Source organism: Methylomonas sp. Uni0009 (assembly GCF_054188105.3).
In genome coordinates this window covers 840,281-863,620 of the sequence record NZ_JBTAFN010000001.1, presented here as the reverse complement: position 1 = coordinate 863,620, position 23,340 = coordinate 840,281, and the positions used below count along the sequence as shown (strand labels likewise).

Here is a 23,340-nt window from a genome sequence, read left to right as displayed (position 1 = left end):
GGCTTTTTTATGCGGATTGGCTTATTTCTCGCCACAGCTCGGGCAATGTGGGTTTTTCTTCAAGCGCATGCTGTGCCATTCCATACTCAGTCCATCCAGCAACAGTAAGCGGCCCGTTAATGTGCTGCCGGTGTTGACTATCAGCTTTATCGTTTCCAAGGCCTGTATGCTGCCGACGATGCCGGTGATCGGCGCAATCACGCCGTTGCGGGCGCAATTTTGCAATTCCTCGCCATCGCTTTGATAAAGACAGTTATAGCACGGGCTATCGTTTAACCCTGGGGTAAATACGCTGACTTGACCCTCAAAGCGGATCGCCGCGCCGGATACCAATGGGGTTTGTTGGTCTACGCAAGCCTTATTGATGGCAAAGCGGGTGGTGAAATTATCGCTACAGTCCAGCACTACGTCGGCGTCAGCCACTTCTGCAAGTAGCTGTTCGCCGGCTAATCGCTGTTTGCGAGCCAATACTTTTACGCCCGGATTAATTTTTTCCAAAGTCTGTTGGGTTGAAATAACTTTATCCAACCCTATATCGCTGGTGTAGTGAGCAATCTGGCGTTGCAAATTGGTCAAATCGACTTGGTCGTCGTCGTAGACGGTGATCTGGCCGACACCGGCCGAAGCCAGGTACATTGAGGCAGGCGAGCCCAAACCGCCGGCACCGACGATTAATACTTTGGCATCGAGCAATTTTTGCTGACCGGCAATATCGATTTGCGGCAGCATGATTTGCCGGCTGTAACGGAGTAATTGTTCGTCGTTCATAGTGTGTATGGCTTGGGTAAGGCGCAGATGATGCCAAAGAGCTTGACAGAGTGCAAAAGCCGGATATTATTAGCACTCGTTGCTAGAGAGTGCTAATAAAACTGAGGCCGCTTAAAAGCTCGCTTCCTCCGTAAGGGGTAGCTGTTTTTTAAATCGCTTTACACAGTTTTTAACCTTTAACTTTATCTACATTAAGGAGACATTGATGAAAATTCGTCCGTTACATGACCGTATTGTCGTAAAACGTGTTGAGGAAGAAACCAAAACCGCAGGCGGCATCGTGTTGCCGGGTTCAGCTGCTGAAAAACCTAGCGAAGGCGAAGTGTTGGCAGTAGGTTCAGGTAAACCGTTAGACAACGGCCAAGTACGTGCCCTGGAAGTTAAAGTTGGCGACCGCGTGTTGTTCGGCAAATATTCCGGCACCGAAGTTAAAGTCGATGGCGAGCAATACATCGTCATGCGCGAAGAAGACATCATGGGTGTTTTGGGTTAAGCCCAACTCGTTCGACACACTCTTTTTCAATTTAACCAATATCTCAGGAATAAGAAATGGCAGCAAAAGACGTAAAATTTGGTGGCGACGCGCGTGCACTGATGGTGGCAGGCGTTAACGTTCTGGCAAATGCAGTAAAAGTGACTTTGGGTCCAAAAGGCCGCAACGCTGTATTGGATAAAAGCTTCGGCGCTCCAACCATCACCAAAGACGGTGTATCGGTAGCCAAAGAAATCGAATTGAAAGACAAATTCGAAAACATGGGCGCGCAAATGGTCAAAGAAGTGGCTTCAAAAACTTCTGACGTAGCTGGCGACGGTACTACGACTGCGACCGTTCTGGCGCAAGCCATCGTTAACGAAGGTTTGAAATCAGTCGCAGCGGGCATGAACCCAATGGACCTGAAACGCGGCATTGATTTGGCAGTCACCACAGCGGTTGCGGCGATCGAAAAAGCGGCTACGCCTTGCAGCGACAGCAAAGCGATCGCGCAAGTAGGTACCATCTCGGCTAACTCCGACGAATCAGTCGGTGCGATCATTGCCGAAGCGATGGAAAAAGTCGGTAAAGAAGGCGTCATCACCGTTGAAGAAGGCACCGGCCTGAACAACGAGCTGGACGTTGTAGAAGGTATGCAATTCGACCGCGGCTATTTGTCTCCATACTTCATCAACAAACAAGAAAGCATGAGCGTCGAATTGGACGATCCTTTCGTGCTGTTGTATGACAAAAAAATCTCCAACATTCGCGAAATGTTGCCTATTTTGGAAGGCGTGGCTAAATCCGGCCGTTCTTTGTTGATCATCGCGGAAGACGTTGAAGGCGAAGCCTTGGCAACGCTGGTTGTCAACAACATGCGCGGTATCGTTAAAGTGGCTGCCGTTAAAGCGCCTGGTTTTGGTGACCGTCGTAAAGCCATGCTGGAAGACATCGCGGTGTTGACCGGCGGTGTAGTCATTTCTGAAGAAGTAGGTCTGTCTTTGGAAAAAGCCGACATCAGCCAATTGGGTACTGCCAAACGTGTCCAAATCAACAAAGAAAACACCACCATCATCGACGGTGCCGGCAACGAAGATCAAATCAAAGGCCGCGTCGCGCAAATTCGCGCTCAAGCTGATGATGCGACTTCCGATTACGACCGTGAGAAATTGCAAGAGCGTCTGGCCAAACTGGCTGGCGGTGTCGCGGTGATCAAAGTCGGCGCTGCGACCGAAGTGGAAATGAAAGAGAAGAAAGCCCGCGTTGAAGACGCGCTGCATTCAACTCGCGCCGCGGTTGAAGAGGGTGTGGTTGCCGGTGGCGGTACCGCGCTGATCCGTGCACTGTCTGCCCTGGACGGCCTGAAAGGCATCAACCACGACCAAGATGTAGGTATCAGCATCCTGCGCCGTGCTATGGAAGAGCCTTTGCGTCAAATCGTCAGCAACGCCGGTGATGAAGCGTCTGTGGTTCTGAATGAAGTGAAAAAAGGCACCGGTAACTTCGGTTACAACGCTGCTACCGGCGAATACGGCGACATGATCGCCATGGGTATTTTGGACCCTGCGAAAGTGACCCGTTCTGCCTTGCAAAACGCCGCATCGGTTGCTGGCCTGATGATCACCACCGAAGTGATGATTGCCGATGCACCATCCGACAGCAAAGCCCCTGCAATGCCTGATATGGGCGGCATGGGCGGTATGGGCGGCATGATGTAATCGCCTTCGGCCTTGGCCTGAAAACCCCGGTTGCCGCAAGGTGCCGGGGTTTTTTATTGCCTGGCGCTTTGGGTGTGGAACGGTTTACGATGGTTTGCCGCACTATAGATTGATTTTTGCCGCGAAACATTCGATAACGGCATCAGCAAATTATTCACAGCTCGAAGCTATTAACCATGACCAACGATTTTTCGATTCTGATCGCCGACGACAATGAAATCAATCTATGGTTGTTACGCGAACAGTTGGAATACTGGACGACCAATATCACCTCGGCAAAAGACGGGCGGGAGGCCTGGCAATTGTTGCAAGAACGCCGCTACGACTTCATCTTTCTGGATGTGAACATGCCGTTTTTGAGTGGTTTCGATGTCGCCGCCAATTTGCGCGGCACCGAAAACTACAATCGGCAAACGCCGGCAGTCGCCGTCACGGCTCACGCGCAAAATCAGCAGCAGGAACGGGCAATTGCAGCCGGGTTTAACGAATGTCTGGTCAAGCCGGTCCGCCTTTATCAATTGGAACAACTATTGGTGCGTTGGCGGCAACACGAGCCAGTGAATGCCGAGTATTATGCCGGGCAACTTTTGCGTAAAGCCCAGGATAACAGGCAGTTGAGCCAAATCCTAATGGCCAAATTATTTGACCAGTTGCCGGGGTTGATACTTGAGATCGAGCGGGCTGTGGACAATCGCTTGCTGCAACAGGCTTGGGAGTTGAACCATAAACTGCATGGTACCTTTTGTTTTTACGATTTTGCCGACTGCCTGGCGGTCGTCGAGAACTTGCAAAAAGCGTTGGCACAAGCCGACGCAGAGTTGGCGCAACAGCGCTTTAATAAAATGAAAATTAAGCTGATTCGGCTGTTGGATAACCAGGATCAAGTTCTGAAATGTCTCGGTGACGATGACGCCATATTATGACCAAGGTGACACTCGCGTGGCTCTAATTTGGCCGCTTTTATCGGCTGCGGCGCTTTGGCGTTCGACGCGCCCGCGCAAATGATGCAAACTGCACCCTATATTGCAAAGTAAAGACAAGGTGGCTTTTATGAATACAGACCCCTGCACTTACGTCATTTTCGGTGCTACCGGCAATTTGGCGCGCTTGAAGCTCATGCCGGGCTTCTATCATCTGGAATTGGAAAAAAAACTGCCGGAAGGCACACGTATCCTGGCGGTGGGCCGCCGTCCCTGGGATAGAGCAACCTGGCTGGCCGAAGTGAAGGCCTTGCTACTTGAGCAGGCCAATACGCCGCTGGACGAGGCCGTATTCAATCGGTTTAGCGAACGGCTGGATTATCATCGCGGCGATCTCGATCAACCGGAATGCTATAAAACTCTGGCGGAAACGCTAAACGCTCAGCCGCGATTTTCCCGCAATATGGCCTTCTATCTGGCCATCGGTCCCAGCGATTTCGGCAACGTCATCGAGTCTTTGAGCCAAGTGGAGCTGCTGAACGAAGAATACGGCTGGCGACGAGTCGTGATCGAAAAGCCATTTGGTTACGATCTGGAGAGTGCACAGGCCTTGCAAAAACGTCTGAGCCGCTATTTAAGCGAAGACCAGATTTACCGCATCGACCATTATCTGGGTAAGGGCATGGTGCAGAACGTCTTGGTGTTTCGTTTCGCCAACGTCATGCTGGAGCCCTTGTGGAATCGCAATTACATCGACCATGTGCAGATCACCCACTCCGAAGAGCTGGGCATTGGCAGCCGCGGCGAGTATTACGACAGCGCCGGGGCCATGCGCGACATGCTGCAAAGTCACCTGTTACAGCTTTTGACCTTGGTGGCGATGGAGCCGCCGGTGTCCATGGATGCCGAATCGCTGCGCGACGAAAAAGTCAAAGTGCTGAAGTCCATTCGGCCGATCCCGAAATCGGCTGTGCATGCGCATGCCTTTCGCGGCCAATATGCCCGCGGCAATATCGAAGGTCAAAAAGTGGGCGGTTACCTGGAGGAAGCCAATATTCCCGCTGACAGCAGTACCGAAACCTATGCGGCAATGAAATTGTTGATCGATAACTGGCGCTGGCGCGGCGTGCCGTTTTATCTGCGCACCGGCAAGCGTATGGCCAAGGGCCAATCCTCGATTTCGATCTGCTTTCGCCACCCGCCGTTTCAGTTTTTCCGGGATACCCATGTGCAGTGCATGACGCCGAACTGGATATTGCTGGGGATTCAGCCGGAAGAATGCATCCGCATCGAAATGACCGTCAAGGAGCCGGGCTTAGAAATGCGTACCCGCACCACCAGCCTGGACGCCAGCTTTCGCAATCCCGACGAACGCCGCGTGGATGCCTACGAAGATTTGTTGTTGGATGTGATGAAAGGCGACCGTTCATTATTTTTGCGTTTCGACGAAGTGGAATACGCCTGGCGCATCGTCGATCCGATTTTGCAAAATTGGGTCACCGAGCGGGACTACATCGCCACCTATCCGGCTGGTTCCTGGGGGCCGGAAGAAAGCCGCCGCTTGTTCGAGAAGGAAGACCAGTACTGGCGCAGTTCCTTGATGCCGGAGTGTCAGTCATAACTGCGACTCCCTCGGTTTCTGTTAACAATGTGTCATGATGCGGTAGCGCCAAACTTATTCCGTTTTCGGATTAAGTGTTTCGGGCTAACGGAAAACAAAGCTGTGTGAAATGCCGAGATAGCTGCGGCATTTCACACAGTTTTATGAATGCTAACAAAGCTCTGATTTTTTCGAACGAACGAAAATCTCATATTTTCAGGCGGTTAAGTCTTTGAGTTCCGTCATGGCGTAAACTTTGCTGGACCAAATGCCACGATTAACTCCAGCATGGCCTGGCTTCGCGCATGGCATTTTCAGACCACGATATTTACCGAATTTTTTTAAGTACCCGCCCGCAAATCCAGCGTTTTTTGCAGCAGCGCATTCGGTGCGACGACACTGCGGCCGATCTGATTCAAGACATTTTTTTGAGATTGACGCTGCTGAAGCCACCTCCCGCCAGTGAGATCGAAGTCCAGGCCTGGCTGTTTAAAGTGGCATCCAATCTATCTCTCGATCATCTGCGCACGCAAAAACGCCGTTGTGAACTGCTTGATCAATATCTGGGCGACGAAACCGACATCGACGCTTCGGCAGCGCCGGAACGAACGGCGGAAGCGCAAGATCAATTGCAGCACATTCAGCTGGCATTGGCCGATTTGCCTGATCAATGCGCCGAGATTTTATATTTAAGCCGTATCGAGGGCTTAAGCCATATTGAGATTGCCAAGCAACTGAAAATCTCGACCAGTTGGGTGGAAAAACAGCTGGCAAAAGCGTTGCTACACTGCCGGCAGGCTGTTGATAGCCAATGCGCTTAGTGTGGATTTAAGCGCCTTGGATCGTTATAGTAAATATCCCGCTTCAAACAACACCGTAATGAACGAAACTTCTTCAACTCACCGAGAAGTCCTGCGGCAACAAGCCGTTGCCTGGCTCGTGCGCCTAAAGTCCGGTGCTGCCGATGACACGGTATTGGCTGAGTTCGAAAACTGGCGGTCGCAAACCCCCGAACACGAGCAAGCCTATCGTGATGTCGAGACCCTTTGGCAACACCTGCCGCGGCCGCTGCTCGCTGATCGACAACGCCGTCGCGCGCTGGCGACCAGGCAGCGGCAAGGGCGCAGGCTAAAGCGCGGATTGGGTTTGGCTGCGGCCGCTTCGCTGCTGCTGAGCGTGATGAGTAGTTTTTATCCGGATTACTTGCAACATCCGCTGGCAGACTACCGTACCCGGATCGGCGAGCGGACCTCAATTACGCTGGCCGACGGTAGCATCGCCCATCTGAATACCGATACCGCTATCGATGTGTCAATCAATGCCAATGAGCGGCGCATTGAATTGCTGCGCGGCGAGGCTGAATTTGACGTGGCGCATGACGAGCACAAGCCGTTTCGGGTCGTATCCGGTGCTACGTCCACAGAAGCGTTGGGCACCCGCTTCATCGTCCGTTACGACGGCCAAGCCGGCGCGGTTACGCTATTGCAAGGCAAAGTCCGCAGTAGCCGGCCGTCCGCGCACGGTGCGCAAGCCGATAGCGCCACGCTGCAACCCGGCCAACAACTAAGCTTCAATACCAAGATGTTGGGCGTGCCGCAAGCAGTCGAATTAAGCAACGCCGACGCCTGGCGCCGTGGCCGCTTGTTGATGAATTTCGTACCGTTAAAACAGGTTATCGCCGAAATCAACCGCTACCGGCGCAGCCAAATCCGTTTATTGGACGACAGGCTGGCGGAGCGGGAAGTCAACATCGCCGTCGACATCCAGCAAATCGATGCCTGGCTGGAAGCCCTGCAACAGACCTTGCCGGTTAAAGTCATCCATGCCGGGCCGCTGGTGTTTTTGCAGTCCTGATGGCCCGCTTTGCTGCCTGCGACAATTTGTCACACATCCTTTAGTACGGCTCAGCCAGCCGCCAATCGTTCTCAGCTAAAACCCACTCAAACTGAGGACACATCATGAGAAAAACCGGAAACCCAAGCCGGACGCGAACAGCTCAAACTAAAGGCTCATCGACCATCGGTGCATTGCCGCTTTGTCTGAGCTTGATAAGTGCTGCGACGCTGCCGACGGCTCAGGCCGAAAGCCCCAGCGCCACTAGCGAAAGTCGCACCTACAACATTGTTGCGCAGCCTTTGTATTCCGCACTCAGTGCGCTGGCCGAACAGTCCGGCGTGCAGTTTGTTTACAACTCGGAGTTGGTCAAGGGTATCGACTCGCAAGGCGTCAGCGGACAGTATTCGCTGGAAGGCGCGTTGAAACGCTTACTGTCCGGGTCGGGGATTAGTTATCGATTCAGTAGCGGTAACACCGTCACGCTGCAAAATACGGCCGAGTTGGAGCCGCAATCGGCTGCAACGATGCCGGCTGTGACGGTCGTTGGCAAAACCGATCTCAACTCCGATGATCCCTACAACTTGAGTTATACCCGCACCAACACGGCGCTGGCGACCAAAACCGACACACCCATCATGGAGACGCCCGCCTCCATTCAAGTCGTCAACAAGGCGGTGCTGCACGACCAACAGTCCTATCGCTTACAGGATGCGATCAAGAACGTCAGCGGTGTGCAGTCTTACCATTCGTATGGCGGCGACCACGAACAATTTGTGATGCGTGGTTTTCTGCAAAGCACCGTCAACTATCGCAACGGCATCCGCATACCGTTTACTAAATTCGATCTGGCCAACGTCGAGCGCGTGGAAGTGATTAAAGGCGCATCGGCCATGCTGTTCGGCTTCGGCGATCCCGGCGGCTTGATCAGTACCGTGACCAAGCAGCCCAGCTCGACGCCCTACTATTCGCTGGAACAACGCTTCGGCTCCTACGATTTCTACCGTACCGAAGCAAGCGCTACCGGACCGGTCAGCAAGGAAGCCGGCCTGAATTACCGGTTGGACATGTCGTACCTGGATACCGGTTCGTTCCGCCAATACATGGGTAATGACCGGATCTTTTTCGCGCCCACCCTGAGTTGGGAAGCCACGGCGGACACCAAGTTCACCTTGTCTTACGAGTATTTCGACGAGAACAACGCCTATGACTACGGTGTGCCCGCGGTCGGCAACCAATTGGCCAGAATTCCCATTTCCAGAACCTTCGTCGGCCGTTCGGATTTAAGAAATTCCACGACCAACAATTTGGTCGATTTCAGAATCGACCACCGCGTCAACGACCGGATTAAGCTAAACGCCGGCGTGGTGTCGTCGCAGTATCAAAAGTATTGGCAGGGTTTCTATACCGGCCGCGTCAACGAAACCCCCGGCAACGCCTTCGGCAACGTGTCGCGCAATTACTGGTTTAGCCCGGAAAACGCCGAGTCACTGACCGCCTGGGTAAACGGCACGTTCGACTTCGAAACCTACGGCATCAAGCATAAACTGTTGCTCGGCGGCGAGTACTACAACAGTCAATTGAAATACGAGGTTGCCAGCGGCGGCGTCGACACGATCAACATCTTTAACCCGAATATTGCGGCCGTTACCGACGCTCAGGTAAGCCGAATCCGGAGTGCGTCTTACAACGACGTCATCGCTACCGAGAACACCTCAAAGGCCATTTACTTTCAGGATCAAATGACGCTTTGGGACAAGCTGCACATTATGGGCGGCTTCCGCTATGACTGGGTGGATAGGATGCAAGACCTGAGCAGGTGGGCGCCGGACGGCAAGGACGCGCGTAACGACGATGTGGTCAGCCCCAGGGTCGGCATCGTTTACCAGCCGGTCAACTGGCTGTCGTTGTTTGGCAGTTTCACCGAATCGTTCGGTCCGGCTAACGATTACGACAACGGCGGCGCCAAGTTGTACGATCTATTCGATGCCACCCAGTTCGAGGGCGGCGTGAAAACTCAATTTTTCGACGGCAAATTCAACGCCAGCGTAGCTTACTTCGACCTGGAAAGAACCCAATTTTTCCAAGATCCCAACAGCGATGTGATCTATGCGCAAGTGCCGGTTAAGGGCAGCAGTAAAGGCGTCGAACTGGACGTACAAGGTCAGCTGTACGAGGGCTTGAGTGTCATCGGCACCTACGCTTACACCAACGCCAAGGTCATCGACGACACGGGGACACCAGCCAACATCGGCAACCGTATGCCCTTTGCGCCCAACCATCAAGGCAGCGCTTGGTTGAAGTATGACTTCGACGGCGACATGCTGAAAGGTTTTAGTGTCGGTGCCGGGGTCTACGTTTCCGGACGCCGTTACGGCGATGCGGCAAACAGCTATTTCGACAGATCCTACGCGCGTTTGGATCTGATGGCGGCCTACAAGCGCAAACTGGGCGGCATGAATTTGACCACCCAGGTCAACATCAACAACGTCAACGATGCCGAGTATTATGTGCTGCGCTCACGGCGGACCAATCTGCCCGCCGAGCCGTTGGCGGTCATGGGCTCAATCAAGCTGGAGTATTAGACCGTTCTAAGGGTCACGTAGGTCGGGTTAGGCGTTAGCCGTAACCCGACATGTTGGCTTGAGGTTGCCGGTTTAAGCGCTATCGCGCTGCCCCGGCCCACGCCCAGAAATAGCACTTTACGGCATGGCTTCCAAATTCTTCCCAGCGAAAAGTAACTGGGGCTTTCCGGGGCCAAAACGTCATATTTGGGAATCGCCGCTTTTTGATTTTTCCGGTTTCCGCATGCATCGGACTAAGCCGATGGACTCAATCGGATTTTTCATAAGGCGGCGGTTTTTACCTCGCATATTTTTCGCACCCTTTACCTGACCGTTTTACTATCGCCATGACTGCCGTCCCTCAACCATCGCGCTCGACCATTCCGGCGACTCCGCAAAATTCGGCTTTGTCCCGTCTGAAAGCCCGCCGAAAACGCTGGCTGGACGTGCATTTGTGGCTGGGTTTGAGCTTGGGCTTGTTGCTGTCGATTTACGGCATCACCGGTAGTTTTTTGGTGTTCTACGCCGAGATAGACGAATGGCTGCATCCGGGCTTACTGACAGTTGAACGTCCGCAGGATGAACAATACCGGCCGCTGGCGGACATCTTCGCCGCCGGCAAAACCGTCATGCCGCCTGACGCCAAACATGTATTTTCGGTGTACCCGCGCAACGGTAACGCCGCTTTCAAACTGCGTTACCAATTTCCAACCACCGATACCGAAAACGAACGCTGGATCGTTGGCGTCAACCCGTATACGGCGCAAGTCACCGGAAAAATGTTGCTGACCCGCTCCGGCGATTGGTTGCCGGCAACCTTCATCGATTGCGTGTTCGAGTTGCACTACGCCTTGTTGATTCCGTCCGAGGACATCAGCGCCGTCATCGTCGGTGTCTCGGGAGCCTTGCTGATCATATCTACTTTAACCGGAATAATCGTCTGGTGGCCGTTGACCGGACATTGGCGCAACGCATTAACCTTCAAGGCCAAGGCCGGCAAAGTACGCTTCAATTACGACCTGCATAAAACCAGCGGCTTTTACACCTTGTTGGTCATGCTGCCGGTATTGTTTTCGGGGATTTACATGGTGCTGCCGCACAACGTGGTGCCGGTGCTGGAACTGTTCTCACCGGTGACTTACCGCTACTGGTTTCAATCCCAACCGCCTTATCCAAATGCTCCGGCCATCGGTATGGATCAGGCGGTGGCGATTGCCTTTAAGCAGTATCCGCAAGGCCGGCCGCATTGGATTTACGGCGCCAGCGAACCCACTAAAACCTATACGGTGTGCCAGGACGGCGTCGATGCGCCCGGCAGTATTTTGCAACGCCGTTGCACGGTGATCGACCGTTACACCGGCAAGATTCTGGATCTGGACGACCCCAGCCTGCCGACCGCCACAGCCGGCGAAATCTTTACTCATTGGCAGTGGCCGCTGCATTCCGGCCAGGCCTTCGGCATGACCGGACGGATTTTGGTGTTTATCACCGGCTTGGCTTGCCCTGTGTTGTTCGTGACCGGGGTGATTCGCTGGCTGCAAAAAGCCACCGCCCAGCAAAGACGCAAGTGTTGAAACCGACTGGTTTTTAGCTGCTGATAACCACTAGGGCGTAATGGCGGACCGATGCTTGGTATATGAATTTTCTGCTGTGTGAGTCGTGAATTGAAGCTGGAAGCACGAGTTTAAAGGTGTGTCATATGCCGCACTTTGCCGCTATGCGTCCAGGATTTTTGCCGTCAACTGATCGCAATCCCTTAATGCCACTGTTTTACGAAGTTAGAGGCTTAAAAATTGCCTTGGCATAAGACGTTTCATTTCCGGCTTTGTTTGCATGCGTGCAATCACCGATTTCGATTTACTTGCCAGCCCGCGTAGGTTAGGGTGAGGTAACGAACCCCAACATTTTTGGCCTTCAAATTGTCGGTAACTTTGATGTTCCGTTGCCGACAGTTGGAGGGTGGTTTTGCGCTTGTCGTGTGGTGGGCTATGGTTTCATGCCCGAAGGGTACACCCTAACCTACGCTCTCTACCCGGCCCTTAAAAACTGTTCGCCCTGAGATAGCCTGTCGAAGGATGTGAGGGAAAATCCGGCCATCCTTCGCCCCAACCGTTCACGCTTAGCCTGAGCTTTCGGCAATTGCGCTTGTATCCATGCAAGTCGAGCAGGAACGGTTTGGCGGGTAAGACGCTTCGGGACCTTATTTTTAGCGGCATCCTTAGCCTCCCGCCAAAACAGGAAATAGCTCAGTCAAGCCGTCGGCGATAAATTCGACGGCGGTCGAGGTCAGTAACAAGCCCATCACTCGCGTCACCACGTTCATGCCGGTTTGGCCCATCACGGCGATGATGCGTGGTGCCAGCAGCAGTATTAGCAGCACGATGACACTGACCGATACAATCACGCCGCTGAACAACAAATAATGCGCCAAGGACAAATCGCGATGGGCGTAGACGATGGTGGTGCTGATGGCGCCAGGCCCCGCCAACAACGGAATCGCCAAGGGCACCACCGCGACCGAGGATTTTTCGTGCGATTCGGCGTCTTCTTCCGGCGTGTGCCGAGAACGATCATCGCTGACCCGCAACATCGATATGCCCATCAACAGCAGCAACAGTCCCCCCGCGACTCGAAAGGCCGGCAAGCCGATGCCAAAGAAATTCAGGATAGGTTCGCCGGCCAACAGCGAAGTGAACAACACCATCGCCACGGCAAATGCGGTGGTCATGGCTGTCTGCCGGCGTTGCCCCCCTGATTTGGTCGCCGTCAACGACAGAAAAATCGGCATGGCACTGATCGGATTGACTACCGAAATCAAGCCGGCCAGCAATTGCATATATTCGTTCCAATTCATTCGGGCGATTCCTGTTCGCAGACCCTATCGCGTTAAATAATCACGCCAGCCGCTACCGTGTGCAAAGACAGCGGATCGATTACGATGAAACTGCCGGTGGTGCGGTTATCGACATACGCATCGACTAACAGTGGCTGTTGCAATTTCAGTTTGACCCGCAGGATGTCGTTCATGACTGCCGTTTCCGGCGTGGCCTGGTGCTGCAGTGTGTTGACGTCAACCCGGTAACTCAGCTCCTCGAAAAACGCATTCACGGTGCGGGTGGTATGTTTAATCAGGTACTTACCGCGTGCTTGCAGGGGTTGCTCGGACAACCAGCAAATATCGGCGGTAAGTGTCTTGACGACCTGCGGCCGCTGCACGGGGCTGGACAGCATATCGCCGCGCGAAATATCAATTTCACTATCCAGCGACACCACCACTGCACGGTCTGCGCTGGCCACGGCCAATGCCTGTTCGGCCACATTCAAACGTGTGACACGCGCCCGCTGGCCGCTCGGCCACACCGCCACTTCATCGCCCATTTGCAGCTGTCCAGAAGCCAGTGTGCCTTGATAACCGCGAAACTCCGTGTCGCTCGCACCGTTGGCGGCATTGCCCAGCATTACCCGCACCACCCGCTGCACCGGCAGTCTTAGCGGGTCCTGTTCGGCATCGCGTCGGGCCGGGACGGCTTCCAAATATTCCAGCAAACTGGAGCCGTTATACCAAGGAATCGCCTCCGCGCGCGTCGCCACATTGGTACCGTTTAATGCCGATAGCGGAATGGCTTGCACGTGATGACGACCCAAGGCGCTGACGAAGGCGTTGAACGCATCCACGATGCCTTGATATACCGCAGGTTGCCAATCCACCAAATCCATTTTGTTCACTGCCAGCACTAACTCGCGGATACCGAGTAAATGTGCCAGATAGGCGTGGCGGCGGGTCTGGGTGGTGACGCCTTTCCTGGCGTCGACCAACAAAATCGCCGAGTCGGCGCTGGAGGCGGCTGTGACCATGTTGCGGGTATATTGCTCGTGGCCGGGTGCATCGCCGATGATGAATTTACGCCGCGATGTGGCGAAATAGCGGTAGGCCACATCAATCGTAATGCCTTGTTCCCGCTCAGCGATCAGACCATCGGTCAACAGCGACCAATCGATGGCCGCCAGCCCGCGCTTTTGCGAAGTGGCTTGAATCGCCGCCAATTGATCCGCGGCGACGTTGCCGGTGTCGTACAACAAGCGACCAATCAGCGTGCTCTTGCCATCATCGACGCTGCCGGCGGTGATAAAGCGCAGCAGGCCGGAATTAGCGGGTTGCTCGGTCTCGTCAAATTGGCTTTCAAGTGTCACATAGCTAGGTGCGTTCATCAGAAATACCCCTCTTTTTTACGTTGTTCCATGGCCGCTTCGGAAGCGCGGTCGTCCAGGCGGGTCGCGCCGCGTTCGGTCAGCAGGCATTGGGCGGTTTCGGCGATGATGTCGGCTACGTTACCGGCTGACGATGCCACCGGCGCGGTGCAGGAAATATCGCCGACCGTGCGGAAACGGCAGCTGATGGTTTCCACGGTATCGCCGGCCTGGGCCGGTGTCAGATGCGTTACCGGCACCAGAATGTCGCCGCGTCTCACCACTTCACGCGGATGGGCGAAGTAAAGCGCCGGCAGTTCGATGTCTTCGCGCTGGATGTATTGCCAGACATCGAGTTCGGTCCAATTTGAAATCGGGAATACCCTTAGATGGTCGCCCAGTGCGACGCGGGTGTTGTACAAAGACCAGAGCTCAGGGCGCTGATTTTTGGGTTCCCATTGACCGAACTCGTCGCGCACGCTGACGATACGCTCCTTGGCCCGCGCTTTCTCTTCGTCACGTCGGGCTCCGCCCAGACAGGCATCGAAACCAAATTCGGCGATTGCTTCCATCAAAGTCACCGATTGATAGGCATTGCGCGATTCCAACGCATGCCGCAAACGCACGGAGCCTTTGCGGATCGAGTCTTCGACGCTGCGCACGTGCAACTGGCAAGCGTAGCGTTCCGCCATCCGGTCGCGATAGGCAATTACTTCGTCATAGTTATGACCGGTATCGATGTGCAGCAGCGCGCAGCCAATGCGCTCGGGATGAAACGCCTTGTAGGCCAGATGTAACAACACCGCCGAATCCTTGCCGCCGGAAAACAACAACACCGGATGGCGACATTCAGCAATCACCTCGCGGAGGATGAACAGCGCCTCGGCTTCCAGTAAGTCCAGGTGGTCCGCCGCTACGTGTGTCTGGTTGACGGGTGTGTTTACTTGCTCGTTCATATTAGCTCTCCTTGCCAGAATCGGTGACGGCTAGCCAGTGCTGCGGCTGTAGATAGCGATAGCAGCGGTTGTCCAACGGATCGATGCGCGTCAGGTGTAACCAGTGGTTGTCTACCAATTGCCGAACCTCGGCGTGGTTTGCCAATACTTGCTCGATCATCTCGGCGGGTGCCTCGATGACCACGGTCAAACGCACCGGCTCGTGGCGCAGGGTTTTGCCGTCATGTAGCGATTGCCAAGGCAAGCCGGTGCGCAAATCGCCGCCGTTGCCTTCGAGAATGCCGATGGTGCCGACCACGTTATGCAAAGCCTTGTTACCGCTGCCGAAGCGGCAGTTATCCACGGTCGAAGCGTAGTACTGCAGATTAATCCAGCTGGCCACCACCATTGGCGCGCTCATGATCAGACTCAAAATCGCAGTATCCGAGTCTTGCCGGTAATCGTAGTTGTGTAGAAATACCCGACCGTCGAATTCAAAGTGATACGTGCGTTGTCTGGGTGCGGCAATAAAAGCCATATTCCCCGCCAGACCCCATTCCGGACGAATCTGCGACCAATCGCGGCTGCGTTGAGTCACGGCTTTCATTAGCGCAGCGGCATCGTGGCGGGGTAATCCCAAACCCGGCGCGCGCTCCTGGCGAGTGAGTTGTGAAGCCTGATTCAGCCAGCGCTGTAATAGCAACAGGTCTTCGCCGAAGCAATGCGGGATTTGCTCAAGGTCGAACAGCCGCACCTCATCCGTGGTCGTATCGTGCAAACCGGCGACAAACCAGGTGTCTTTCGGGATAGTCAGTCCCTGCGCAGCCAAGCCGGCGCGGACCTCGCGATCATTCAACACCGCCGCCGCCACCCTGGCGTTGGCTTCGCCGCTGTGTCCTCCGCATGCGCCGCAATCCAGGCCGGCAGCGTAAGGATTGTTGACGGTGGTGCTGCCGTGGCCGCATAACAACACCAGCCGGGCAAAACCGCCTGTCAGGCTCATGCCCTGCAGCGCTTTGCGCGCCAGTTCGATGCGATCGCCAAGGGCGATACCGGTTTCGACTACTGACCCCTTGGCAATCAGACGGCCGCGCTGGCGGGTAATGACCGGGCCGATGCGGTGGACGATGGCTTTGTCCAGACCGGCGATACCCGGTTTCACTACCGGCCGGGTCAAACCCAGGCTGTCGCTTAGCAATTTGCCGGCGAAGCTCAGACCGGAAATTTCCACGTAAGAGAAACACGACACCGCGGAATTTTTAAAGCCCTTCCAAAGTCTATTCAAGCGCTTGCGCAGCCAGCGCTTTTCCAGGATGCCGCGCAGTTCGCCGACATCGGCATCGGTTACACTTTCCCGAATCCGGAATCTAGGCTTCAGCAAAACCGGACATTGCGGCTGACCATGATGGTGCCCAAGAGCGATGTATTCGATGGGGAAACCGAAGAAACCGGCAAAACCAAGGGTTTCGATAGTATGAGATTGCATTTCCAGAGCGCGCCGATAAATTTCGGAACGCACGTCGATACAAAACACTGCCTGCAGGTTTTTACGCTGGGCTTGCCAAGGGCCTGTTGAGGCCAGCGCCGACGCGAGTTTTTCGAACAAGGGGCGTTGCGTTGCCAATTCGTAGGCCGACTGCATAATATGCCGTACTTCAAGCGCTACGCCGGTATCGGTATCTGTCAACGGCGCGTCTTGCCAATGGCCTCGCCATGTCTCGACATCTTGCCGGCTTGCCACCGCCGAAATGAGCGCATAGTCATAGCTGAGCCGTATGGCCAGTAGTTGCCGCAAGGCATCCTGGTTTTTCTCGGGGCTGGTTTGCCAATGTTTGTAACACACCCAAGAACTCCAGCCGGCCACCGTTAGCAACTGCCGATGACAGGCATCATCGAGTCGGGCGCTGGGCAAACCCATTTCAGTGAGTATCTGCGTAATCGCCTCAATGGGCTCTTCAGGCAAGGCGTTTATCGTCTGACGAAACGCCGACAGGCCGGCTAATTCCGGCGTGCGATCAAAGGCCGCAGCGCGGCGCCAGGCCGCATACAGCGGCAGCCCCCGCCAGGGCATGCGCCATGCGGATTGTCCTTGATCGAAGTAGGCCGCGCACCATTTGGATATTTCCTCGGTAATCAATACCGACCACTGGCTACCACGCATGGCGTCCAGATGCTCCGCCAAGGTCTGCCAGCGCTTGCCGGTCAACCCGAAATCCTGGCCCGACGCTTCATGCAATAGGGACAGGCATTGTTCTAGCGACATACTGCTGCCGGCAAGTTGTAGTGCCTGCCTGACATCGGACTCTTCAATGCGGCCCGAACGATAGTGTTCGGCATAGAAACTCGCCGGCATCAGCATCTCGCCTTGACCCATCCGCGCGCTAAAGGTGCAAGCGTCGCCAAAAGACCGCTCGCTCAGGCCAAGAAAGGGGTTGACCGCCACGAATTGTTGCAACGGCCATACCGGAGCGATGCGGTCGCAGGCACGCTCTATGGCTGCCAGTATGCCTGGGGTCTGCCAGGTATCCCGGCTATCAGCGCGGACGCCTGTCTCGGTGCCGTCGAATGGGTGGGTGGTTTTAAATGACAATACGGCTGAGTTCATTGCGGCATTCCTCCAGAGTGACGATGGCTAAGACTGACGAGCTTGGACCCATACCGATGGATCATGCGGTTGGCCAGAGCACTGATGTAAAAGCCGTTGTAGATATGCACGTAGGCTGCTTGCCAAACCTGGGCAGCCGCCGGGCCGGGGTACTGAATCTGTAACATCAAAATCGTGAAAAAGCCCGCCAGTACGATGATCAGCAAAACACTATCGAACAGGCTGTCTATCGGCATCTGGTCAGCAATGTCTGCGCGCAGTAAATGCAAGAAGCCGGTTTGCAGGGCGAAATACAAAAGGCTAACCCCGGCGGCAATCAGCAGGGCTTTGCCGATTTGCGCTGGACCGGTTTGATGGGCCACGGCATTCCACAACAAGTAGGTCAAGGCCATTTGCAAGATGGCACCCAACATTACAATGCCCGGCTCTTCCCTAAATGTCAGATCGAACAAGCCGGCACTGCCAACGGTCAAGCCCAAGGCCGCGATGAACGCCAGCAACAGTTCGCCTGGATGGCGACTGTCGCGAATCGGCGGAGCCCAGGCCGCGCGAGCAATGTCCACCACGCTGCCGCTGGATAAAAAGGCGTGTGCTTTGTACAAGGCGTGGGCGACGATATGCAGCATCGCAGAAGAAAATGCGCCGAGCCCACATTGCAAAATCATGAAACCCATCTGGCCGACGGTTGAAAAGGCCAGCGATTTTTTGATACTGGTTTGGGTCAGCATCACCAATGAGCCAAAAAGCGCGGTAATGGTGCCGATGACTGCCAACAAGTGCAGCGCGGCCGGAGCCTGAACCAGTATGTGGCTCATACGGATCACCAGAAACCCGCCGGCGTTGATGATGCCGGCGTGCATCAGCGCTGATACCGGCGTTGGCGTTTCCATCACCTCCGGTAGCCAACTGTGAAATGGAAATTGCGCCGATTTGATGACAGCGCCAATCACCAGCGCGAAGGCTGCGGCGTTCAATAAGCCGGTGTCCGCAACCGGTTTGTCTGCAAGGGCGAACAATTCCTTGAATTCAAGCGTACCGAAGACTTGATACAGCCAAACCCCTGCCAAAATCAGCGCGCCATCGCCTAGGCGGCTGAAGATAAACTTCTTGCGCGCGGCGATACGAGCGCCCTGGCGTTCCGGATAAAACAATAACAATTTGTGCAAACACAGACTGGTGAGAATCCAGGCCAGCACAAAGAGTATGAAATGGCCGGCGATTACTAAGGTCATCACTGCCGCGATAGTCCAGGCGAGCCACTTGAAAAACCTGCCCTGGCTGGGATCGCCATCCAGGTAACGACGTGAATAGCGGATGACCACGGCCCCGATGAAAGCCACCAGCATCAGCATCATGGCCGAGAGTCTGTCGATGTATAAGCCGTTATCTGCGACACTAGCCGGCAATGAGGCCTGAGAAAATATGCCGATGCAGGAAAGCCCGGCTGTCAGTACCGCCACGATAGATAAAGCGCCGCACAGTTTGCCCATTTGCTGCGGGTGGCGCGTAGCCCAGGCGGAGGACGGAGTGCCGGATAGAAACAACAGCAGCGGAGTCGAAATCGCCAAGTAACTGATCAACCATGTCATGGCAGCAACTCCTGTCTAATTAACAATGTAGCGTTGCTGTCACGTTGTTCGATACCTAAGATTGCCCCGCGGATAGTGAGGTTCATGAGAATCTCCGAAGTGTTAAGAGTAAGGTCATGCTAGCAATCGGCTATTAATTCATCCAATATATGTATTTAATCTAAACGTTCTTTTTTATTAATGTATAAATGGCCGCGCTGAACTATCACCATCTGCGCTATTTCTGGATGATCGCCAACGAAAACAATCTGACGCGGGCGGCTGAAAGGCTTCATGTGTCGCAGTCGGCGCTGAGTATTCAATTGCGTCAGCTCGAAGAGTCATTTGGGCAAAAGTTGTTCGAGCGTGAGGGCAAACGCCTGCAATTAACCGAAGCCGGGCGGATTGCCTTGGATTATGCCAACGCCATTTTTCGAGCTGGGGATGAATTGATCAGCTTGATGCATGGCCGTTCGGCGGGCGAACGGCAGTTATTGCGGATTGGTGCGGTGTCTACGCTGTCGCGTAATTTTCAACTGGAGTTGGTCCGCTCCTTGGTCCAGCGCAGCGATGTCGAACTGGTGTTGCATTCCGGCAGCCTGCGCGAATTACTGGCGCAAATGCACACCCATACCATCGATCTGGTGTTATCCAACCGGCCGGTACCACGCGATGCGCAAACCAATTGGCATTGCCATCTATTGGACGAACAGCCGGTCAGCCTGATCGGTAAACCCTGCGTCGACAATCTGCCGTTTCAATTTCCGCAGGATCTGCATGGCAGACCACTGCTGTTACCGAGCATTGAAAGCGAAATCAGGGCCGCGTTCGACTTCTTGCTGGAACAAGCCGGCGTGAGGCCAATTGTGGTGGCCGAAGTCGATGACATGGCGATGCTGCGCTTGCTGGCGCGCGAATCGGGACATTTGACTCTGGTACCGCCGGTGGTTGTGCTGGATGAATTACGCCAAGGCCTGTTGGTGGAGCGCTACCGTATCGCGGATATTCGCGAGCGTTTTTATGCCATCACGCCGAGCCGGCGTTTCCCGAATGCTTTAGTCAAGGATTTACTGGCCAACGCATCTGAATGAAGGGTTTCGGAGGTTGATCAGGTTTCAACAACAAGCAGCAAGGCATGATGCAGAATGGACATGCGTAGCGGGTTTGCATGCCAATTTGCCGAGGCATTTTGGCAATGCATGAAGTCCGGAAGCAAACCATCAATCTATTAGCGGAATGTTTTGCCTGGGTACTAAGTCTAGTGACTGGCAAAGGCATCGCTCCCATGAAGACGTCTGCATTTGTATCGCTGACATTGTTTTCCGAATGTTGCAATCTTGTCGTATCACTGTCTCAAAACAATACATGCAAACTGTGACACATCCCTGAAAGTCCTTGAGTTTCAAGGCTTGCGGGCGTGGTGTTCCATGGCATTGATATTGCTGCGGGTCAATTGAAAACCATTGGGATTTTCAAGAGGGCGTCAGGTGCGTGCCAAAGCCTGTCGCCGATTTTTTGGCAATGTCATTAAGGTGATGAGATGAGTGAAGTGATATGGGTCGGTTTGATTATGTTGATTGTGGCGGCCTGCGCATTCGCGCCCTTGGGTTGCATGCTGTCGGCTTATGCAAAGTCCGTTAAATCCAGCGGCGCTAGCAAAGCAGCGGGCGATGTCAGTGGTTCAGCGCCGGGACTGCCCGAGGATTCGGTCCTCAAGCGGCATTTTTTGACGCAATTGCAAAGCGAGATTGAGGCAACCTTGTTTCCGCGGCCAACCGATTCGATGCTGCAACGGCATTACGATGCCTTGGTGGCGGCCAAGCTGGAAAACCGTTTGCAGATTATTGGAAAGTAAGCCCTGGTTGTTAAGGTCGCCTTGATGTTCCTGAGGGTACTGAGCCTGTCGAAGGACGCACCAGCCTGGACTTCGACAAGCTCAGCCCAAACGGCATAGCCTTGATCAATAGGGCTTGATTGAGAATCAGGCCAGGCGCTGACCAAGCAGCGCCTATGTTGCCGATACCCGTCATACCAGCAGTTTTTCTAAAAGCCAATGCGTATTTTGCTGGCGTTCTACCCGTCCGATTAGCGAAAATAGACGGCAGATGTGTCGCCTAGTAGCGATTTTTCCGTCACTCAGACCAAGCCTGCATGCTAAACGCCGCCGATCTCGATACCTTGTTTTTGACCTTTCGCGTGGCCAGTCTGGCTACCTTACTCTTGCTATTATTGGGCACGCCGCTGGCCTGGAAGTTGGCGCGCAGCCGCTCGCGCTGGAAAGGCGTCATCAATAGCGTGGTGGCATTGCCGCTGGTATTGCCGCCGACGGTATTGGGTTTTTACTTATTGGTGTTGATGGGGCCGGCCGGGCTGGTGGGAAAATTTACCCAATCGCTGGGTATCGGCACTTTACCGTTCAGCTTTGGTGGTTTGGTGGTGGCGTCGGTGTTGTATTCGTTGCCGTTTGTGGTGCAGCCTTTGCAGAACGCCTTCGTGGCAATGGGCGATGCGCCATTGGAAGCCGCCGCAACTTTGGGAGCCGGACCGCTGGATCGGTTTTTCAGCGTGGCGCTGCCATTGGCGAAGCCGGGATTTTTAACTGCCGGGGTGCTGGGTTTTACCCATACCGTCGGCGAATTCGGCGTGGTATTGATGGTCGGCGGCAATATTCCCGACAAGACCCGCGTGGTATCCGTGCAAATTTACAATCATGTCGAAGCCTTGGAATACGGCCAGGCACATTGGCTGGCCGGCGGCTTGCTGATCTTTTCTTTCTTGGTGTTACTGCTGTTGTACAGCAGCCAACAAACCCAAACGCTGACGCAATCCTTGAAATGATTATGTCCCCAGTGCCCAGCATTCAGGCGCGCCTGCGCTTGGCGTATGACCAATTTGCTTTGGATGTCGATTTAAACCTGCCCGCCAGCGGCGTGACGGTGCTGTTCGGTCATTCCGGTTCCGGTAAGACCACCTTGTTGCGGTGCATCGCCGGCTTGGAACGGCCGACGCAGGGCTTTTTGAAAATCGGCGCAACGCTTTGGCAAGACAGTGAACACGATTTTTTCCTGCCCACCCATCGCCGTAATTTGGCCTATGTGTTTCAAGAAGCCAACCTGTTTCCGCATCTTTCGGTACGGGGTAATTTGGATTATGCCGTGCGGCGTTTGCGAACTAAAGATAGGCTGTTTTCCCTGGGGCAAGCGATTGAATTACTGGCGATAGGACCGTTGCTGGAGCGTTTGCCGGACCGCTTATCCGGCGGCGAACGGCAACGGGTAGCGATAGCCAGGGCCTTGGCCGCCAGTCCGGATGTGTTGTTGATGGATGAGCCGCTGGCCGCGCTGGATGAGCAACGCAAGCAGGACATCCTGCCTTACCTGACCGGCTTGCATCAGAATCTGCAAATCCCGATTCTGTACGTCACCCACTCCTTGCAAGAGGTCAATCAACTCGCAGACCATCTATTGGTGATGGCTGCCGGCAAAGCAGTAGCGTGCGGGCCGTTGGCAGAAACCTTGACTCGGCTGGACGGCCCCATGGCTTTGGACCGGCAAGCGGCCAGCGTTTGGCAGGGCAAGTTGATCAGCCACGAAGCCGAATATCATCTCAGCCATGCCGAATTCGCCGGCGGCAGCTTGAGTTTGCCGTATTTGGACATGCCGGTCGGTAGCCCGGTGAGAATCAGAATTTACGCCCGCGACGTCAGTATTACCCTGCAACCGCCGGAAGCCTCCAGCATCCTGAATATTCTGCCGGCCAGGGTGCTGGCGCTCAGCGAAATGGGGCAAGGCCAAACCGTCGTGCAACTGGCGGTCGGCGACGAGGTTTTATTGGCGCATATCACCCAAAAATCGGCGATGTTGTTAGATGTGCAGCCAGGTATGGCCGTCTACGTACAAATCAAGGGTACTTCCATAGTTCGGTAAGGATTACCACTCACTTTTACGGATCGGCTGCAAATTGCGCTGCCCGCTGCCTTAGCGCCGAGCCGATTACTTGTCGCTGGTGCGCAATTCCGCCGCATGAAATGTGATAGCCCTCAAAAAACGCAATGAATTTGTCGATGTTGGCGCGTTGCGGACGCCTTATCGGCATTTAGCGACTATCTTGATAAACGGTTTGCCGGAGAAGGTATCGCTGGATGGATAGCCGACGGCCCTCCTCGTCAA

18 protein-coding genes are annotated in these 23,340 nt (G+C 54.6%); 12 read left to right on the top strand and 6 right to left on the bottom strand.

Going from position 1 to position 23,340, the window contains the following annotated elements; translation table 11 throughout:
- Nucleotides 1-21: 21 nt before the first annotated feature.
- Nucleotides 22-768: a HesA/MoeB/ThiF family protein gene (locus ACWAU0_RS04005; protein ID WP_458138376.1), complete on the bottom strand. Its 747-nt coding sequence runs from the start codon at nt 766-768 to the stop codon at nt 22-24.
- A gap of 205 nt (nt 769-973) precedes the next feature.
- Between ACWAU0_RS04005 and groES the strand changes: the two genes are divergently transcribed.
- The 8 genes from groES to ACWAU0_RS03965 all read left to right on the top strand — a co-directional run bounded on the left by groES (nt 974) and on the right by ACWAU0_RS03965 (nt 11,449).
- Nucleotides 974-1,261: a co-chaperone GroES gene (gene groES / locus ACWAU0_RS04000; protein ID WP_020484651.1), complete on the top strand. Its 288-nt coding sequence runs from the start codon at nt 974-976 to the stop codon at nt 1,259-1,261.
- A 56-nt stretch (nt 1,262-1,317) separates the two neighbouring features.
- On the top strand, nt 1,318-2,958 hold the full coding sequence (gene groL / locus ACWAU0_RS03995) for a chaperonin GroEL (RefSeq protein WP_033156008.1): 1,641 nt from the start codon (nt 1,318-1,320) through the stop codon (nt 2,956-2,958).
- A 176-nt stretch (nt 2,959-3,134) separates the two neighbouring features.
- Nucleotides 3,135-3,881, top strand: a complete 747-nt coding sequence (locus ACWAU0_RS03990) for a response regulator (protein WP_033156009.1) — start codon at nt 3,135-3,137, stop codon at nt 3,879-3,881.
- Between the two features lie 127 nt (nt 3,882-4,008).
- Nucleotides 4,009-5,499: a glucose-6-phosphate dehydrogenase gene (zwf, locus tag ACWAU0_RS03985; RefSeq protein WP_033156158.1), complete on the top strand. Its 1,491-nt coding sequence runs from the start codon at nt 4,009-4,011 to the stop codon at nt 5,497-5,499.
- Between the two features lie 284 nt (nt 5,500-5,783).
- Nucleotides 5,784-6,299, top strand: coding sequence for an RNA polymerase sigma factor (locus ACWAU0_RS03980; protein WP_415879846.1), 516 nt, complete (start codon nt 5,784-5,786; stop codon nt 6,297-6,299).
- A gap of 58 nt (nt 6,300-6,357) precedes the next feature.
- Nucleotides 6,358-7,332, top strand: a complete 975-nt coding sequence (locus tag ACWAU0_RS03975; RefSeq protein WP_458138375.1) for a FecR family protein — start codon at nt 6,358-6,360, stop codon at nt 7,330-7,332.
- 104 nt (nt 7,333-7,436) lie between these two features.
- A complete protein-coding gene (locus ACWAU0_RS03970) occupies nt 7,437-9,896 on the top strand; it encodes a TonB-dependent siderophore receptor (protein ID WP_458138374.1) in 2,460 nt (819 codons plus the stop codon).
- A 326-nt stretch (nt 9,897-10,222) separates the two neighbouring features.
- On the top strand, nt 10,223-11,449 hold the full coding sequence (locus ACWAU0_RS03965) for a PepSY-associated TM helix domain-containing protein (protein WP_458138373.1): 1,227 nt from the start codon (nt 10,223-10,225) through the stop codon (nt 11,447-11,449).
- A gap of 644 nt (nt 11,450-12,093) precedes the next feature.
- On the opposite strand, the gene ACWAU0_RS03960 is transcribed toward ACWAU0_RS03965, so the two are convergent.
- Genes ACWAU0_RS03960 through ACWAU0_RS03940 form a run of 5 tightly spaced genes read right to left on the bottom strand, consistent with a single transcriptional unit; the run spans nt 12,094 to nt 19,192 of the window.
- Entirely contained in the window at nt 12,094-12,729 is a 636-nt protein-coding gene (locus tag ACWAU0_RS03960; protein WP_458138372.1) for a MarC family protein, read from the bottom strand.
- Nucleotides 12,730-12,761: 32 nt separating this feature from the next.
- The gene (cysN, locus tag ACWAU0_RS03955; protein ID WP_458138371.1) at nt 12,762-14,084 is read right to left on the bottom strand and encodes a sulfate adenylyltransferase subunit CysN; all 1,323 of its coding nucleotides are present in this window, start codon (nt 14,082-14,084) and stop codon (nt 12,762-12,764) included.
- Entirely contained in the window at nt 14,084-15,019 is a 936-nt protein-coding gene (cysD, locus tag ACWAU0_RS03950) for a sulfate adenylyltransferase subunit CysD (protein ID WP_458138370.1), read from the bottom strand. The genes cysN and cysD overlap by 1 nt, the downstream gene beginning before the upstream one ends.
- A 1-nt stretch (nt 15,020) precedes the next feature.
- The gene (locus tag ACWAU0_RS03945) at nt 15,021-17,603 is read right to left on the bottom strand and encodes a YbcC family protein (protein WP_458138369.1); all 2,583 of its coding nucleotides are present in this window, start codon (nt 17,601-17,603) and stop codon (nt 15,021-15,023) included.
- Nucleotides 17,600-19,192, bottom strand: coding sequence for an NADH-quinone oxidoreductase subunit L (locus ACWAU0_RS03940; protein ID WP_458138368.1), 1,593 nt, complete (start codon nt 19,190-19,192; stop codon nt 17,600-17,602). The genes ACWAU0_RS03945 and ACWAU0_RS03940 overlap by 4 nt, the downstream gene beginning before the upstream one ends.
- Before the next feature lie 188 nt (nt 19,193-19,380).
- Between ACWAU0_RS03940 and ACWAU0_RS03935 the strand changes: the two genes are divergently transcribed.
- The 4 genes from ACWAU0_RS03935 to modC all read left to right on the top strand — a co-directional run bounded on the left by ACWAU0_RS03935 (nt 19,381) and on the right by modC (nt 23,097).
- Nucleotides 19,381-20,262 carry a LysR family transcriptional regulator gene (locus ACWAU0_RS03935; protein ID WP_458138367.1) on the top strand — a complete coding sequence of 294 codons (882 nt, stop codon included), beginning with the start codon at nt 19,381-19,383 and terminating at the stop codon, nt 20,260-20,262.
- 449 nt (nt 20,263-20,711) lie between these two features.
- Entirely contained in the window at nt 20,712-21,026 is a 315-nt protein-coding gene (locus ACWAU0_RS03930; RefSeq protein WP_033156012.1) for a hypothetical protein, read from the top strand.
- 296 nt (nt 21,027-21,322) lie between these two features.
- Nucleotides 21,323-22,009 carry a molybdate ABC transporter permease subunit gene (modB, locus tag ACWAU0_RS03925; protein WP_458138366.1) on the top strand — a complete coding sequence of 229 codons (687 nt, stop codon included), beginning with the start codon at nt 21,323-21,325 and terminating at the stop codon, nt 22,007-22,009.
- Between the two features lie 11 nt (nt 22,010-22,020).
- Nucleotides 22,021-23,097: a molybdenum ABC transporter ATP-binding protein gene (modC, locus tag ACWAU0_RS03920; RefSeq protein ID WP_458139195.1), complete on the top strand. Its 1,077-nt coding sequence runs from the start codon at nt 22,021-22,023 to the stop codon at nt 23,095-23,097.
- Nucleotides 23,098-23,340: the final 243 nt, after the last annotated feature.